We start from the raw sequence: 16,230 nt of genomic DNA, 5'->3' as shown, positions 1-16,230 counted from the left end.
CACGCTCCTTACAGGAAGCGCGCCACCTCCTTCACTTCAAAGACTTCGATCTTGTCACCGGCTTTCACGTCGTTGTAGCTCTTCACAGCGATACCACACTCCATGCCGTTACGCACTTCCTGGACATCGTCCTTGAAGCGACGCAGCGATTCGAGCTCGCCTTCGAAGACCACGACATCATCGCGCAACACGCGGATCGGACGATTGCGGTACAAGGTACCCTCGATGACCATACAGCCGGCAACGGCACCGAACTTGGAAGAACGGAACACGTCGCGAACCTGGGCGGTACCAAGGATCTCTTCGCGCTTCTCTGGTGCCAGCAGACCACTCATGGCCGACTTGACGTCGTCGATCAGTTCGTAGATCACGCTGTAGTAACGCAGATCCAGGCCTTCCTGTTCGCACAGTTTCTTGGCCTTCGAATCAGCACGGACGTTGAAGCCCAGCAGTACGCCTTCACTGGTCATGGCCAGATTGACGTCGGATTCGTTGATCGCACCTACGCCGGCAGATACCAGGTTCACCTTCACTTCATCGGTGCCCAGATCATGCAGGGCGCCAGTGAGCGCTTCCAGGGAGCCGCGTACATCGGTCTTGAGGACGATGTTGACGGTCTTGGTTTCTGCGCTGCCCATGTTCTCAAACAGGTTCTCCAGTTTGGAGGCCTGCTGACGCTTGAGTTTCAGGTCGCGATCACGCTCCTGACGGAATTCAGCCACTTCACGGGCCTTCTTCTCGTCGGGCACCACCTGCACCTGTTCACCTGCTTCCGGGGCACCATCCAGACCCAGTACTTCCACCGGGATGGAAGGACCGGCGGTTTTGATGGGCTTGCCGTTCTCGTCGACCATAGCTCGTACGCGGCCGAAGTGAGCGCCAGCCAGCAGCATGTCACCGATATTCAACTGACCCGCCTGGATCAGAATGGAAGCAACGGTACCGCGGCCTTTTTCAATACGCGATTCAATCACTACGCCAGTGGCAGAGCCCGTGGACGGTGCTTTCAGTTCCAGCAGCTCGGACTGCAGCAGGATGGCATCAAGCAGATCATCTACACCCTGCCCGGAATGTGCAGACACGTTGATGAACTGATATTCACCGCCCCACTCTTCCGGGATCACATCCTTGGTGGCCAGCTCATTGCGAACACGATCCGGGTCCGCCTGCTCTTTATCAATCTTGTTCACGGCGATGATGATCGGCGCACCGGACGCTTTGGCGTGGTCGATCGCCTCGGCGGTTTGCGGCATCACACCATCGTCAGCAGCAACCACGATCACCACGATATCCGTAGCCTTGGCACCGCGGGCACGCATGGCCGTAAAGGCTGCGTGGCCCGGAGTATCCAGGAAGGTGATCATGCCCTTCTCGTGCTCTACATGGTAGGCACCGATATGCTGAGTAATACCACCGGCTTCGCCGTCGGCAACCTTGGCCTTGCGGATGTAATCCAGCAGGGAGGTCTTGCCGTGATCCACGTGGCCCATAATGGTCACCACTGGAGCGCGATCATTCAGATCCCCCTCATCACGGTTAACAACCATGCCGGCCAGGTGATCTTCAAGAACTTCTTCCTGCCCTTTGCTGGCAACGGGCTTGTGACCCATTTCTTCTACCAGAAGGAATGCGGTCTCTTGATCAATAAACTGATTGACCGTCGCCATTTCACCCATCTTCATCATGGCCTTGATCAATTGCTTGGCCTTGATGTTCATGCGCTGGGCCAGATCGCCCACGGTAATGGTTTCCGGTACTTCGACTTCGTAGATTTTCTTCTCCGTCGGGGTTTTAAAGCCGTGCTGCTTGTTCATGGAGCTCTTCATCTGGCCGTGAGCCACGCCAGCTGATTTCGGCTTGCGACGACGGCGGCGAGATTGGCGCTCTTCACGCTGATAGCTGGCTTCCTGCGCGGCAACAACAATGGAAGACCCTTTGTCTTCCTCTTCCTCAGGCTTTTTCTCTTCCTGATCGCCACGTTTTTCCAGCTCCGCCGCGATACGGGCAGCTTCTTCAGCGGTACGGCGAGCAGCTTCCTCTTCCGCTTTCTTGCGGGTTTCGGCTTCCTGTTTGCGCTTGGCTTCATCGGCTTCACGCTGCTTGCGTTCGGCTTCTTCGCGCTTGGCTTTTTCTTCAGCCGTTTCTGCCTTGGCAGGCTTTTTGGCGGCCGCTGTCTTCGGCACGGAGACACGCTTGGTCTTCTCTTCTGCCGCCTTTTCGCCTGCAGCCTTGCGCTCGGCTTCCGCACGGGCCTTGGCGTCTTCTTCTTTCTTGCTGGCCGCTTCTTCAGCCTGACGCTTGGCAACTTCTTCAGCCTGGCGCTGCTCTTCTTCCGCCAGACGCGCAGCCTCTTCGGCCGCCTTGCGTTCGGCTTCCTCGCGTTCCTGCTCTTCAAGCGTCTCGCGCTTCACGTAGGTGCGCTTCTTGCGCACTTCCACGTTTACGGTCTTCGATTTGCCCGCCGCACCGGTAGTCTTGATGGTGCTGGTGGACTTGCGCTTGAGGGTAATCTTCTTGGCTTCGGTATCCGCGGCACCATGGGACTTGCGCAGATGAGCCAGCAGCTGCTGCTTCTGCTCATCGGAGACCACTTCGCTGGCATCGCCATGGGGTAATCCGGCGTCTTTCATCTGCATAAGCAGCTTCTCGACGGGAGTCCCTACGATGTCGGCCAGTTTCTTTACGGTCGTTTCTGCCATGTCAGCAACACTCTCCTGTCCGTCTCTAGCAGGCTATTGAAAATAGCCTGGGCCATTGCCCTTTGGGCGAATGACCGCACTGCCCGGCACATTCCGGTCAGCGCATTGTGTGCTTATCTTTGCGGACCGTACCGCGAAGATAGCTTGAAAAGCACCTTGTGGCCTTTTCAACACCCTGCTGTTGGTGCCCGCGTCTAATCCGCCAGAACTAATAAAGGCTGTCAGGCTCCGGCTTCGCCTTCATCGGCGAACCAGGGAGCCCGGGCTGTCATGATCAACTCGGCGGCACGCTCTTCGCTCATGCCACTGATTTCCATCAGATCATCCACCGCCTGTTCGGCCAGGTCTTCCATAGTGGCGATGCCACGGGACGCCAGCTCCACCGCCAGGTCACGATCCATGCCATCCATGTTGAGAAGATCTTCAGCAGGCTCGGCCAGTTCAAATCTCTCTTCGGATACCAGTGCTTTGGTCAGCAGGACATCCTTGGCACGCTGACGCAGTGCTTCGACAATATCTTCATCGAAACCGTCGATAGCGAGCATCTCTTCTTCAGGCACATAGGCCACTTCTTCCAGGGTGGTAAAGCCTTCATCCACCAGAATGCCGGCCACATCCTCATCCACGTCCAGTTCTTTCATGAACGTTTCCAGGGCCTGGGCGGCTTCCTCTTCCTGCTTGTTCTGGGCATCGTCAAGAGTCATGACGTTGAGTTCCCAGCCAGTCAGCTCAGAGGCCAGACGGATATTCTGACCACTGCGACCAATGGCCTGGGCCAGGGCGGATTCATCTTCCACCGCAATATCCATGGAATGGCTTTCTTCATCCATTACGATGGAAGCCACTTCCGCCGGCTGCATGGCATTGATCACCAGTTGCGCCGGGTTGTCGTCCCACAGGACGATATCAATACGTTCACCGGCCAGCTCGTTGGAAACGGCCTGGACGCGAGCACCGCGCATACCGACACAAGCGCCAACCGGATCAATACGCTGGTCGTTGCTTTTCACGGCGATCTTGGCGCGCGAGCCGGGATCACGGGCTGCGCCCTTGATCTCGATCAGCTCTTCACCGATTTCCGGCACTTCAATCTTGAACAGCTCAACCAGCATGTCCGGGCAGGCACGGCTTGCAAACAGCTGTGGGCCACGATTTTCTTCGTTCACGCCCAGCAAGTAAGCGCGAATCCGGTCATTCTGACGCACCGCTTCGCGGGGAATCATGTGCTCACGGGTGATCAGCGCTTCCGCGTTGCCGCCCAGATCCAGAACGATGGAATCCCGGCTGGCTTTCTTGACGATGCCGCTGATCAGCTCACCAATGCGATCACGATATTCTTCGATGATCTGGCGACGCTCGGCTTCGCGCACTTTCTGCACGATGACCTGCTTGGCTGTCTGGGCACCGATACGACCAAAGGCTTCGGATTCGATTTCCTCTTCCCAGGTGTCGCCGATCTGCAGCGACGTATCCTGTTCATGGGCTTCATCGAGGGTCAGCTGCTTACCGAATTCGTAAAGCTCTTCATCGGGCACCACGTGCCATACGCGGAAGGTGCGAGAATCGCCGGATACCCGGTCGATATCCACGCGAATTTCCACGTCTTCTTCCTTAAAGCGTTTTTTGGTAGCGGCCGCCAGAGCAAGCTCGATGGCCTCGAAAATCACGTCACGGCTGACGCCTTTTTCGTTTGATACGGTTTCCGCTACCAGCAGGATCTCTTTGTTCATGGCCAGGCCTTTACAAAGACAAAGTTCTTCAGGGCGTGCTCAGTCGAAGCGAGGCTGCAACCGGGCACGATCTACCTGACTGTAAGGAATACGCAGGGTGTCGCCATCAAGCTCCACCACCAGCGTTTCGCCATCCACGGCCACAATGGCCGCCGTCATTTTACGCTTGCCAGACACCGGCGCCAGCAACTTCAGCTGAACGTCTTCACCGATGTAGTCGGCATATTGCGCAATATCAAACATGGGCCGATCCATGCCCGGCGAGGACACTTCCAGGTTATATTCGCCGGGAATTGGATCTTCCACATCCAGCACGCCGCTGACTTCGTGACTCACCGCCGCGCAATTATCTACCGAAATACCGTCTTCATGGTCGATATACACACGCAAAACAGCCCCGCGCCCCTGGATATGTTCAATACCCCAAAGCACGAAGCCCAAGTCTTCAACGACCGGAGCCAGCAGCTCCGTTAATTGTTCTACGCGTTTCGACATGTCCTTTCCGACAGTACAAACAAAAAATGGGCCTGGGGACATTACAGTGACTGCAAGGAAGCCATGCAATCGACCGCACATCCACCGCCCATTCCACTGCTGCGGATAACAAAAGGCCCCTGCTAGAGGGGCCTTTTGTCCGCTTTGAACCAGCCTTGACTGATTCCTCTAAGTGGTAGCGGGGGCAGGATTTGAACCTACGACCTTCGGGTTATGAGCCCGACGAGCTACCAGACTGCTCCACCCCGCAATAAAATCGTTGAACCTTTAGCGCCCCTCGGCACTCGATTTACATTCTGGTGAGTGTAAACCTTTTCGGTTCCAGCTGGTTGAATCTTGCTAATCCAAGCGTTCAACCCGCCTCAAATATCGAGCGCAAATAGTACTTAGAGGCGCTCACTCTGTCAAGGCAATCGCGAAAAAAACATTTACTTTTCGCTGCCTTAGCACGACCGGGAGCGAACTCCAGACTGCGCCCGCAAACACCATGGCATCTGCGCTGCCGGGACTGCTCTCTGCTGCTCGTCGCCGCAGAAATCAACCGGAAAGCGCCACAAAAAAACCACGTTGCGCCATGCCATGGAGCGATGAAAAACCACTTCCATCGCGCCCGATCGGAGAGTTAGCACCACCAGACCGGGTTACACCGAGATCCGCCAGCGGATCTCATTTCCAAATTGGTGCCGAAGGCCGGACTTGAACCGGCACGAGCGAAGCTCACTACCCCCTCAAGATAGCGTGTCTACCAATTCCACCACTTCGGCAAAGAACGCTTTCGTTACTGCTCCGACTGAGGCACTTCAGCCGGGGCCGGGGATTCTACCCCAGCTTGCGGCACATCTGAAACCTCTTTTTGTGCCTGAGCATCATCGGATGCAACCGGCACTTCAGACATGGTCGCTGGCACGTCGGAATCCGCCGGAGCAGCCGGCACATCATCTTCCTGCTGCTCGAGGGTTTCCAGTTCCGGCAGGAAACTGCGCACGCCCTCAGCTTCCTGACGAGCCATCCAGGCCAGTCCCATGCTGGTGATGAAGAACACCACCGCCAGCATCGCCGTGGCGCGAGTCAGAAAGTTAGCCGACCCGGCACTGCCAAATACAGTCTGGGAACCGCCACCACCGAAAGAAGCGCCGGCATCGGCACCCTTACCGTGCTGGATCAGCACCAGCCCAATCAGGCCAAGGGCCGCCAGCACATGCACTACATGAACAACAATATCCATAATGACTCTATTATTCCGCCGCCTGACAGATAGCAATAAAACTGTCGGCTGTTAACGATGCCCCGCCTATCAGACCCCCATCGATGTCTGACTGGGCAAACAGAAGGGCGGCATTATCCGCCTTTACACTGCCGCCGTAAAGCAAGCACAGCGATTCAGCGATATCCTTATCGTTTTGGGCCAGAGACTTCCGCAGGGAAGCATGTACTTCCTGGGCCTGTTCCGGGCTGGCGGTTCTACCGGTGCCGATAGCCCATACCGGCTCATACGCCACTACCGCTCTGTCGAAAGCGGCAATACCCACCGCATCCACGACGGCCTGCAGCTGCCCGCACACCACGGCTTCGGTATCACCAGCCTCACGCTCTTCAAGGGTTTCACCCACACAGAGGATTGGCACAAGGCCGGCAGCCTGAGCCCGGGAAAACTTGGCGGCGATCAGCGCATCAGTCTCTTCATACAGCGCGCGACGCTCGGAGTGGCCAATAATCACGTAGCCACAACCCACCTCCGCCAGCATCGGAGCGGACACCTCCCCGGTGAAAGCACCATCATCCTGATCGCTCAGATTCTGCCCGCCCACACCAATGGTCGCCGGCAAAACGGATCTCGCCGCTGCCAGATAAGGATAAGGCGGACAGATCACCACCTCCGCCGCACCGTCATAGCCAGCCAAAACTTGCGCCATCTCGGCTAGCAAATCCTGCCGTCCGTTCATTTTCCAGTTGCCGGCAACCAGCGGTGTTCTTGATTTCATCTGTTATTCCTTGGATATAAAAATGCCTGACGCCTGACGGAGTATGACGTTTGCCATCCCCACGTCCGGCGCCAGGCAGCCAGCGTTATCAGGCAATCGCCTTTTCCACCACATCGGCCAGTTCCCGGCACAGGCTAGCCACCTGATCCGCATCCTTGCCCTCGATCATCACCCGCACCAGTGGCTCGGTACCGGAGGGCCGCAGCAGAATCCGGCCATTGCCGCCCAGCTTGTCTTCCACGCCTGCCATGGCAGCCTTCACTTCTGCCTTATCCATAAAACCGTCACGGCTGGAGCCGCGCACATTGATCATGGTCTGCGGCAACAACGCTACATCCGCCACTGCATCCGCCAGACTCTGGTCACGGCGGGATAGCGCCGCCAGCACCTGCAGGGCAGAGACTGTGCCATCGCCGGTAGAGGTACAATCGAGACAGACCAGATGGCCTGAGGATTCGCCGCCGATCAGCCAGCCACGTTGATCGAGCTGCTCCATCACATAGCGGTCACCCACCTTGGCGCGAACGAACTCGATACCCTGCGCCTGCAGTGCCAGCTCCAAACCGAAGTTAGACATCAGGGTGCCGACCACACCGGGCATGTCCGCCCCGCTTTCCTTGCGATCCCGGGCCACCACGAACAGCAGCTGGTCACCATCCACCAGCTTGCCGGTATGATCGACCATGATCAGCCGGTCCGCATCACCGTCCAGGGCAACCCCCAGATCCGCCTTTTCGTCCAGTACTCGCTGCTGCAGCTTTTCCGGATGGGTGGAACCACAATCACGGTTGATATTGAAACCGTCCGGAGTATTGGCCATGGCCACCACTTCGGCCCCCAGCTCCTCGAACACATCCGGCGCGATGTGGTACGCCGCGCCGTTGGCGGTATCGACCACGATCTTCATGCCACTCAGATTCAGACCCGGCACGGTGCTCTTGCAGAATTCGATATAACGGCCACGGGCATCATCGATGCGACGTACCTTGCCGATCTGGTCAGTGGCGACCACGGACATGTCTTCGTCCAGCAGGCGCTCGATTTCCAGCTCAATCTCATCATTGAGCTTGCGCCCATCCGCCCCGAAGAATTTGATGCCATTATCGGTATAGGCATTATGAGAAGCGGAAATAACGATCCCGGCCTGGGCCGACAGAGTGCGGGTCAGGTAGGCAATACCCGGTGTTGGCAGGGGCCCGAGCAGGCGCACATCGACACCGGCGGCAGAAATGCCGGCCTCCAGGGCCGATTCAAACATGTAGCCGGAGATACGGGTGTCTTTGCCGATCAGAATCTTGCTGCCACCATGGGCGGCAAGCACCTTGCCGGCCGCCCAGCCCAGCTTGAGCACGAAATCCGGGGTAATGGGGAATTCCCCCACCGTGCCTCGCACGCCATCCGTCCCGAAATACTTACGCGCCATGACTACTCCTTGTGCGGTTATTTTATACGATGACTGTCGCCTGACTGCCTCACGGCGTGGGCGAAACGCACCACATCCACGGTTTCCCTCACATCATGGGCACGGACAATCTTTGCTCCGCGTTCAATACAGATGGCCGCCGCCGCCAGACTGGCCGGCAATCGCTCACTCACGTCCCGGTCCAGCAGCTTGCCAAACAAGGACTTGCGCGAAATACCAATCAGGACCGGCAGCGCCAGTTCCTGCAACGCGGCCATTTCATTCATTAAGGTAAGATTGTGCGCCACGGTCTTGGCAAAGCCAAAGCCCGGATCGACAAGAAGTCGCTCACGGGGAATGCCCACCTGCTTGCAGACGGCGACACGCTGACGCAGAAAATCGATCACGTCGGCGGTAACATCCCCATAACGGGGATCATCCTGCATGTTGCCGGGCTCACCCAGCATATGCATCAGACAGACCGGTAATTCGCTGGCTGCCGCAGCCTCCAGCGCCCCGGGGCGGCGCAGGGCGCGCACATCATTGATCATGCCGGCACCGGCAGCAGCAGCATCACGGATCACTGCCGCAGTGCTGGTATCCACGGACACCAGGGCGCCGAGCTCACCCGTCAGCGCCTCCACCACCGGGACCACCCGGTCCAGCTCCTGCTGTTCGGAAACCGGCGCTGCGCCGGGGCGTGTAGACTCGCCACCCACATCAATGATGGCCGCTCCGTCCACCAGCATCTGCTCGGCCTGGCGAAGGGCGGCATCCCGCTCGGTAAAGCGGCCACCATCGGAAAAGGAGTCGGGGGTTACGTTGAGTATCCCCATAACGACAGGCGCGGACAGGTTTAGTGTCCGCGCCCCACAGGTCAGCGTTTCAATCATGGATCAGAGGGATCAATGGGTATTGGCAGGTCCGCCGATGGCATCATCGCCCGGCTCCTTGTCACCGCTGGCAGCGGTACCATTCCCTGGACCCTGATCACGCCAGTCTTTCGGCGGGCGCGGCTTATGGCCGGTCATAATGTCCTCGATCTGGTTGGCGTCGATGGTTTCGTACTGCATCAACGCTTCCGCCATCAGATCCAGCTTGTCTCGGTTGTCCTCAAGAATCTGCTTGGCGCGACCATAGCAGCTGTCGATGATCGCCCGCACTTCACGGTCAATCTCTTCGGCGGTCTGCTCGGACATGCTCTTGCGCTGGGACATCTGTTTGCCCAGGAAGACCTCACCCTCTTCTTCCTCGTAGGCCAGCGGCCCCAGCTTCTCGCTCAGACCCCACTTGGTCACCATGGCACGAGCCAGCTTGGTAGCACGCTCGATATCATTGGAGGCACCCGTGGTCACGCCATCAAAGCCCAACGTCATTTCCTCCGCCAAACGCCCGCCGTAGAGCGAACAGATGGAGGATTCCAGACCGCGTTTGGACTGGGAATATCGATCTTCTTCTGGCAAATACATGGTCACACCCAGCGCACGACCGCGCGGAATGATGCTCACCTTGTAGACCGGGTCATGCTCGGGCACCAGACGGCCAACAATGGCGTGACCCGCCTCGTGATAAGCCGTGTTCAGCTTCTCTTTCTCGCTCATGACCATGGAGCGACGTTCCGCGCCCATGAGGATCTTGTCCTTGGCTTTCTCGAACTCCTCCATGGACACCATGCGCTTGTTGGCACGGGCAGCAAACAGCGCCGCTTCGTTGACCAGATTGGCAAGATCGGCACCGGAGAAACCGGGGGTGCCGCGGGCAATCACGCTGGGATCCACGTCTTCAGAGATTGGCACCTGGCGCATGTGAACCTTGAGTACGTGCTCGCGACCACGGATATCCGGCAATGGCACCGTTACCTGGCGGTCGAAACGACCCGGGCGCAGCAGCGCCGGATCCAGCACGTCGGGGCGGTTGGTGGCAGCGATGACGATGATGCCTTCATTGCCATCAAACCCGTCCATTTCCACCAGCAGCTGGTTCAAGGTTTGTTCACGCTCATCGTGGCCGCCACCGACACCGGCGCCACGGGAACGGCCCACCGCATCAATCTCATCGATGAAGATGATGCAGGGAGAATGCTTTTTGGCCTGCTCGAACATGTCACGGACACGGCTGGCACCAACACCCACAAACATTTCCACAAAGTCAGAGCCGGAAATGCTGAAGAAAGGCACCTTGGCCTCCCCCGCAATGGCCTTGGCCAGCAGGGTTTTACCCGTACCGGGCGAACCGACCATCAGCACGCCGCGGGGAATCTTGCCGCCCAGGCGTTGGAATTTGGCCGGATCACGCAGAAACTCGACCAGCTCCTGCACTTCTTCCTTGGCTTCTTCCACCCCTGCCACATCGGCAAAGGTGGTCTTGATCTGGTCTTCGCCGAGCAGCTTGGCCTTGGACTTGCCGAAGGTCATGGGACCGCCGCCGCCTTTACCACCACCCTGCATCTGGCGCATGAAGAAGATGAAGATCGCCAGAATAATCAGGATCGGCAGTACCGACAGGAACAACTGCATCAGGAAGCCCTGACGCTCGGGCTCCACACCTACCACATTCACCTTATTCTGGATCAGCGTAGGCATCAGGTTGGTATCCAGTGTCGGCGGTTTCACCGTCTTGAACTGGCTGCCATCCTTGTAGGTGCCAGTGATCGCGCTTTCGCCGATCTTGGCTTCCTGCACGTCACCACTCTCCACCCGAGAAATAAAATCCGAGTAGGGGATACTGGTTGAAGCAGGCTGAGTGCTGATGCTGGATGCCACCACGTAAAGTACGCCAGCAATAACCAGCCACAGCACAATATTCTTGGTCATGTCGTTCAAGGGAGACCTCGATCAATTCCGGGCGCTTCACGCGCACACTAACGAACTTACACCTTACACCATTTGCCGAACCCTGCGTAATGCCGGTTCGGACAGCAAAAGCGCCATTTCACGGCTTTTTTACAGCCCATTTCAGACCACTGGCCAGCTGATACACCTCAGTAGAACGGGCACGGCTGGCGGCCGGCTTGCGGCTGACTACCCGGTGAAAACGCTGCAACAGCAGCTGCCGGTACTCATCAAACCCCTCACCCTGGAATACCTTGACCAGAAACTGGCCATCCGGTTCCAGCACCCGCTCGGCCATATCCAGCGCCAGTTCGGCCAGATACATGGCCCGCGGCTGATCCACGCCCTTGTTACCACTCATATTGGGGGCCATGTCGGACATTACAAGGTCTGCCTTGCGATCCCCGAGCGCCGCAAGGATTTGCTCATAGATGGCGTCTTCGCGAAAATCCCCTTCAATAAAGGTCACATCCGGTAAGGCATCCATTGGCAGGATATCGCTGGCGATGACAGTGCCGTGTGAACCCATCAGCCGGCCCGCCACCTGGGACCAGCCACCCGGCGCAGCCCCCAGATCCAGCACTGTCATGCCGGGCCGGAACAGGCGGTCTTTCTCGTTCATCTCCAGCAGTTTGAAACTGGCACGGGAGCGATAACCCTCTGCCTGGGCCTTTGCCACCCACTGGTCGCTGAAATGCTCCTTGAGCCAGGCCTTGCTGGTTTTGGAACGGCTCGATTTCGCCATCAGAGATCACCTCTTCAATCCGCTTTGCCGCTGCCTTGCTTAACGGCTGCTTTTCACCCTGCTAACCCGTAGAATACGCCCATCGCCGGGACAGCCCGGACATTCCCTCATTTTGTGTTGCCCTGCTGGCGACACCCTGCAGCTCTGGAGCCACACCGTGCCGCTATCTCAACAGGACATCAAACGGCTGCGCCGTATTGGCCACCACCTCAAACCCGTACTGATCTTCGGCGGCAAGGGCCTCACCGAGACCTTCGTCGAGGAGCTCAACCTGCGCCTGGAAGACCACGAACTGATCAAGGTGAAGGTCAATGCAGAAACCCGCGATGACCGGGCCGCCATCGTTCAGGCCCTGAGCGACAAAGGTAGCGCCGAGCTGATTCAGCGTATCGGCAACATCGCGCTGCTCTACCGGCCTGCGCAGAAGCCGAACCCGAAATTATCCAACATCCTGCGTTATCAGGACGCGTGACTGCCATCGGCTGATTTCACACAGAGCACATAAAAAAGGCGACGTTTAACGTCGCCTTTTCTTTTGCCTTGCAACTCAGATGTGCTCGACCTTGTCGACCTCATACTCCCGGGTACCACCAGGGGTATCGATCTGCACCACATCCCCTTCTTCACGGCCGATCAGACCACGGGCGATGGGGGAATTGACGCTCAGCTTGCCCTGCTTGATGTTGGCTTCATCGTCACCCACGATCTGGTACACCTTCTGTTCGTCGGTATCCACATCGATGATGGTCACGGTAACGCCAAAAATCACCTTGCCGGTATGCGTCAGCTCAGTGATATCAATGATCTGGGCCGCGCCGAGCTTGGACTCGATCTCGTTGATGCGCCCCTCACAAAAACCCTGCTGCTCGCGAGCCGCGTGGTATTCCGCATTTTCCTTCAGATCACCGTGCTCGCGGGCCTCGGCAATGGCTGCGGTAATGCGCGGACGATCTTCTCTTTTCAGCTTTTCCAGCTCTTCGCGCAGGGCCTTTGCACCCTTGGCGGTCATCGGTATGCGTTGCATAGTCATCCTCGTCTAATCAATGAAAACCGCCCGGAGCACTCGGCTCCGAGCGCCCCATGGGACGATTTACTGCATTTGTGCGTGCAAATCCTGCAGGCGCCGAACCGTGGGCTCGCCGCTGATTCCCAGCGCCTGACACACCGCGTGGGCGGCGGTGATTGTGGTGGTGTAAAACACCCGGTGCTGCAGAGCAGAGCGGCGAATCGCAAAGGAATCACGGATCGCCTGCTTGCCCTCAGTGGTGTTCACGATCAGGGCAACCTCGTCGTTCTTGATCATGTCCACAATGTGCGGACGCCCCTCCAGCACCTTGTTGACCACTTTCACATCCAGACCGGCGTCGGCAATTACCTTGGCGGTACCGCGAGTGGCCACCAGATTGAAGCCACGCTCGATCAGCATGCGTGCCACCTCGATAGCTGCCGGCTTGTCCACTTCACGCACCGAAATAAAGGCAGTTCCCTTCTCCGGCAGGGCTTCGCCCGCGCCCAGAGACGCCTTGCCAAACGCTTCGGCAAAGGTAGCGCCGACACCCATTACCTCCCCGGTGGATTTCATTTCCGGGCCGAGGATGGGATCTACTTTCGGGAATTTGGCGAACGGGAACACCGCTTCCTTCACGAAGTAATGCTGCGGTTTGATTTCCTGAGTGAAGCCCTGTTCCTTGAGGCTGGTACCCGCCATGCAGCGAGCCGCTACCTTGGCCAGGGACACACCGATGCACTTGGACACGTAAGGCACGGTCCGTGATGCACGGGGATTCACTTCCAGAACATACACCTCGCCGCTCTTAACCGCGAACTGCACATTCATCAAGCCGATCACGCCCAGCTCCAGCGCCATGTCTGCCGCCTGCTGGCGCATCACATTCTGCACCTCTTCACCCAGGGAATACGGCGGCAGGGAACAGGCGGAGTCACCGGAGTGAACACCGGCCTGCTCGATATGTTGCATGATGCCGCCGATAACCACATCGGTGCCGTCACAGACCGCATCCACATCCACTTCGATGGCGTCATCCAGGAAACGGTCCAGCAATACCGGCGAGTCGTTGGACACGGACACCGCGTTCATCATGTAGTTACGCAGCTCGGCCTCGCTGTAAACGATTTCCATGGCGCGACCACCCAGTACATAGGAGGGACGCACTACCAGCGGGTAACCGATTTCTTCCGCCAGACGCACACCGTCTTCCATGGAGCGGGCAGTACGGTTGGGCGGCTGCTTCAGACCAAGCTTGTTAACCATCAGCTGGAAGCGCTCGCGGTCTTCCGCCTCGTCGATGGCATCCGGCGGAGTACCGATAATCGGCACGCCTGCGGCCTGCAGGGCACGCGCCAGTTTCAGCGGCGTCTGGCCACCGTACTGCACGATCACACCCTTGGGCTTTTCCTTGGCGACGATGGCCAGCACGTCTTCCAGCGTCACCGGCTCGAAGTACAGGCGATCAGAGGTATCGTAGTCGGTGGACACGGTTTCCGGGTTACAGTTGACCATGATGGTCTCGTAACCGTCATCCTTCATGGCGAAGGCGGCGTGCACACAGCAGTAATCGAACTCAATGCCCTGACCGATACGGTTGGGGCCACCGCCGATCACCATGATCTTGTCACGGTCGGACGGGTTGGATTCGCACTCTTCGTCATAGCTGGAGTACATGTAGGCGGTATCGGTGGAAAATTCCGCCGCACAGGTGTCCACCCGCTTGTAGATCGGTTGTACGCCGAACTCGTCACGCTTACCGCGCACGTCGGATTCCTTGACGCCCAGCAGCTGTGCCAGGCGAGCATCCGAAAAACCCTTGCGCTTGAGCGCATACAGGCTGTCGCGGGTCAGATCGCTAAAGGTGGTGGCCGCCAGCTGCTGCTCGGTGCGCACCAGGTCTTCGATCTGCACCAGGTACCAGTGATCAATTTTGGTGATATTGAAGATGTCATCCACGGTCATGCCGACACGGAAGGCATCCCCGACAATCCAGATCCGCTCCGGACCCGGAGTGGCCAGCAACTGGGCCACCTGCTCGCGGGCATCCGGTGAAGCCGGATCCACACTGGGATCAAAGCCGACGGAATCGGTTTCCAGGCCACGCAATGCCTTCTGAACGGATTCCTGGAAGTTACGGCCGATGGCCATCACTTCACCCACGGACTTCATCTGGGTGGTCAAGACGGCGTCTGCTTCGGCGAACTTCTCGAAGTTGAAGCGCGGAATCTTGGTAACCACGTAATCGATCGACGGCTCGAAAGAAGCCGGAGTCTTACCGCCGGTAATTTCGTTCTGCAGCTCGTCCAGGGTGTAACCCACCGCCAGCTTGGCGGCCACCTTGGCGATCGGGAAACCGGTGGCCTTGGAGGCCAACGCCGAGGAGCGGCTTACCCGCGGGTTCATTTCGATCACCACCATGCGGCCGTTGTCCGGGTTGACCCCGAACTGCACGTTGGAACCGCCGGTTTCCACACCGATCTCGCGCAGCACCGCCAGAGAGGCGTCGCGCATGATCTGGAACTCTTTATCGGTGAGCGTCTGCGCCGGGGCCACGGTGATGGAGTCACCGGTGTGCACACCCATGGGATCGAAGTTCTCGATAGAGCAGACGATGATGCAGTTGTCCTTTTTGTCGCGGACCACTTCCATCTCGTACTCTTTCCAGCCCAGCAGGGACTCGTCGATCAACAGCTCGTTGGTGGGCGACAGGTCCAGACCGCGCTGGCAGATTTCTTCGAACTCTTCCCGGTTATAGGCAACACCGCCACCGGAACCGCCCATGGTGAAGCTGGGCCGGATAATGCAGGGAAAGCCCAGATCTTCCAGGGCCGCATTGGCCTCTTCCATGTTGTGGGCGATGGCAGAGCGCGGGCATTCCAGACCGATAGCTTTCATGGCCTGGTCGAAACGATGCCGGTCTTCCGCCTTGTCGATGGCATCCTGGGTGGCGCCGATCATTTCCACACCGAACTCGGCCAGCACGCCGTGCTTGTCCAGATCCAGCGCGCAATTCAGGGCGGTCTGCCCGCCCATGGTGGGCAGCAGGGCGTCCGGACGCTCCTTTTCGATGATCTTGGCCACGGTTTGCCAGGTGATCGGCTCGATGTAGGTCGCATCGGCCATGGCCGGGTCGGTCATGATGGTGGCCGGGTTGGAATTCACCAGGATGACCCGGAACCCCTCTTCACGCAGGGCCTTGCAGGCCTGGGCACCGGAGTAGTCAAACTCACAGGCCTGGCCGATGACAATCGGGCCAGCGCCAATGATGAGAATGCTTTGTATGTCAGTTCTTTTCGGCATAGTTCACTAACCGTCAGACGTAAATGGCTGCATCAGG

General features: G+C 58.2%; 12 protein-coding genes and 2 tRNA genes. 1 reads left to right on the top strand and 13 read right to left on the bottom strand.

Annotated features, from left to right (window positions below; translation table 11 throughout):
• Window positions 1–8 precede the first annotated feature (8 nt).
• From infB to rlmE, 11 genes are all read right to left on the bottom strand, one after another.
• Entirely contained in the window at window positions 9–2,699 is a 2,691-nt protein-coding gene (gene infB / locus T9A_RS11340; protein ID WP_035248413.1) for a translation initiation factor IF-2, read from the bottom strand.
• A gap of 221 nt (window positions 2,700–2,920) precedes the next feature.
• Window positions 2,921–4,429 (bottom strand): transcription termination factor NusA, encoded by a 1,509-nt coding sequence (nusA, locus tag T9A_RS11335; RefSeq protein ID WP_035248412.1) that lies wholly within the window; start codon window positions 4,427–4,429, stop codon window positions 2,921–2,923.
• Between the two features lie 39 nt (window positions 4,430–4,468).
• Window positions 4,469–4,924, bottom strand: a complete 456-nt coding sequence (gene rimP / locus T9A_RS11330; protein ID WP_035248411.1) for a ribosome maturation factor RimP — start codon at window positions 4,922–4,924, stop codon at window positions 4,469–4,471.
• Window positions 4,925–5,097: 173 nt separating this feature from the next.
• A tRNA-Met gene (locus T9A_RS11325) sits at window positions 5,098–5,174 on the bottom strand.
• Between the two features lie 428 nt (window positions 5,175–5,602).
• Window positions 5,603–5,688, bottom strand: a tRNA-Leu gene (locus T9A_RS11320).
• 14 nt (window positions 5,689–5,702) lie between these two features.
• Window positions 5,703–6,149, bottom strand: a complete 447-nt coding sequence (gene secG, locus T9A_RS11315; protein WP_052042878.1) for a preprotein translocase subunit SecG — start codon at window positions 6,147–6,149, stop codon at window positions 5,703–5,705.
• 10 nt (window positions 6,150–6,159) lie between these two features.
• Window positions 6,160–6,906 carry a triose-phosphate isomerase gene (gene tpiA / locus T9A_RS11310; RefSeq protein ID WP_035248410.1) on the bottom strand — a complete coding sequence of 249 codons (747 nt, stop codon included), beginning with the start codon at window positions 6,904–6,906 and terminating at the stop codon, window positions 6,160–6,162.
• Window positions 6,907–6,994: 88 nt separating this feature from the next.
• Window positions 6,995–8,329, bottom strand: coding sequence for a phosphoglucosamine mutase (gene glmM / locus T9A_RS11305; protein WP_035248409.1), 1,335 nt, complete (start codon window positions 8,327–8,329; stop codon window positions 6,995–6,997).
• 17 nt (window positions 8,330–8,346) lie between these two features.
• Window positions 8,347–9,201, bottom strand: coding sequence for a dihydropteroate synthase (gene folP / locus T9A_RS11300; protein ID WP_052042874.1), 855 nt, complete (start codon window positions 9,199–9,201; stop codon window positions 8,347–8,349).
• 12 nt (window positions 9,202–9,213) lie between these two features.
• Window positions 9,214–11,121 (bottom strand): ATP-dependent zinc metalloprotease FtsH, encoded by a 1,908-nt coding sequence (ftsH, locus tag T9A_RS11295; protein WP_198030663.1) that lies wholly within the window; start codon window positions 11,119–11,121, stop codon window positions 9,214–9,216.
• A 118-nt stretch (window positions 11,122–11,239) separates the two neighbouring features.
• Complete coding sequence (gene rlmE, locus T9A_RS11290; RefSeq protein WP_035248406.1) at window positions 11,240–11,884, bottom strand: 23S rRNA (uridine(2552)-2'-O)-methyltransferase RlmE; 645 nt, start codon at window positions 11,882–11,884, stop codon at window positions 11,240–11,242.
• Between the two features lie 157 nt (window positions 11,885–12,041).
• On the opposite strand from rlmE, the gene T9A_RS11285 reads away from it, so the two are divergent.
• Window positions 12,042–12,356, top strand: a complete 315-nt coding sequence (locus T9A_RS11285; protein WP_035248405.1) for a YhbY family RNA-binding protein — start codon at window positions 12,042–12,044, stop codon at window positions 12,354–12,356.
• A gap of 75 nt (window positions 12,357–12,431) precedes the next feature.
• Here T9A_RS11285 and greA read toward each other — a convergent pair whose 3' ends face one another.
• Entirely contained in the window at window positions 12,432–12,908 is a 477-nt protein-coding gene (greA, locus tag T9A_RS11280; RefSeq protein ID WP_035248404.1) for a transcription elongation factor GreA, read from the bottom strand.
• 66 nt (window positions 12,909–12,974) lie between these two features.
• Window positions 12,975–16,193, bottom strand: a complete 3,219-nt coding sequence (carB, locus tag T9A_RS11275) for a carbamoyl-phosphate synthase large subunit (RefSeq protein WP_035248403.1) — start codon at window positions 16,191–16,193, stop codon at window positions 12,975–12,977.
• Between the last annotated feature and the right edge of the window lie 37 nt (window positions 16,194–16,230).

The organism is Alcanivorax jadensis T9, assembly GCF_000756655.1.
In the GTDB taxonomy this organism is placed as follows: Bacteria; Pseudomonadota; Gammaproteobacteria; order Pseudomonadales; family Alcanivoracaceae; genus Alcanivorax; species Alcanivorax jadensis.
The sequence above is the reverse complement of the archived record's forward strand: the minus strand, read 5'-3'. Positions and strand labels throughout refer to the sequence as shown.

What these genes read in the sequence shown, in the direction of transcription:
- greA (WP_035248404.1), bottom strand. Translation starts at nt 12,908, where the DNA reads ATGCAACGCATACCGATGACCGCCAAGGGTGCAAAGGCCCTGCGCGAA.
- nusA (WP_035248412.1), bottom strand. Translation starts at nt 4,429, where the DNA reads ATGAACAAAGAGATCCTGCTGGTAGCGGAAACCGTATCAAACGAAAAA.
- secG (WP_052042878.1), bottom strand. Translation starts at nt 6,149, where the DNA reads ATGGATATTGTTGTTCATGTAGTGCATGTGCTGGCGGCCCTTGGCCTG.
- tpiA (WP_035248410.1), bottom strand. Translation starts at nt 6,906, where the DNA reads ATGAAATCAAGAACACCGCTGGTTGCCGGCAACTGGAAAATGAACGGA.
- rlmE (WP_035248406.1), bottom strand. Translation starts at nt 11,884, where the DNA reads ATGGCGAAATCGAGCCGTTCCAAAACCAGCAAGGCCTGGCTCAAGGAG.
- glmM (WP_035248409.1), bottom strand. Translation starts at nt 8,329, where the DNA reads ATGGCGCGTAAGTATTTCGGGACGGATGGCGTGCGAGGCACGGTGGGG.
- infB (WP_035248413.1), bottom strand. Translation starts at nt 2,699, where the DNA reads ATGGCAGAAACGACCGTAAAGAAACTGGCCGACATCGTAGGGACTCCC.
- rimP (WP_035248411.1), bottom strand. Translation starts at nt 4,924, where the DNA reads ATGTCGAAACGCGTAGAACAATTAACGGAGCTGCTGGCTCCGGTCGTT.
- carB (WP_035248403.1), bottom strand. Translation starts at nt 16,193, where the DNA reads ATGCCGAAAAGAACTGACATACAAAGCATTCTCATCATTGGCGCTGGC.
- folP (WP_052042874.1), bottom strand. Translation starts at nt 9,201, where the DNA reads ATGATTGAAACGCTGACCTGTGGGGCGCGGACACTAAACCTGTCCGCG.
- ftsH (WP_198030663.1), bottom strand. Translation starts at nt 11,121, where the DNA reads ATGACCAAGAATATTGTGCTGTGGCTGGTTATTGCTGGCGTACTTTAC.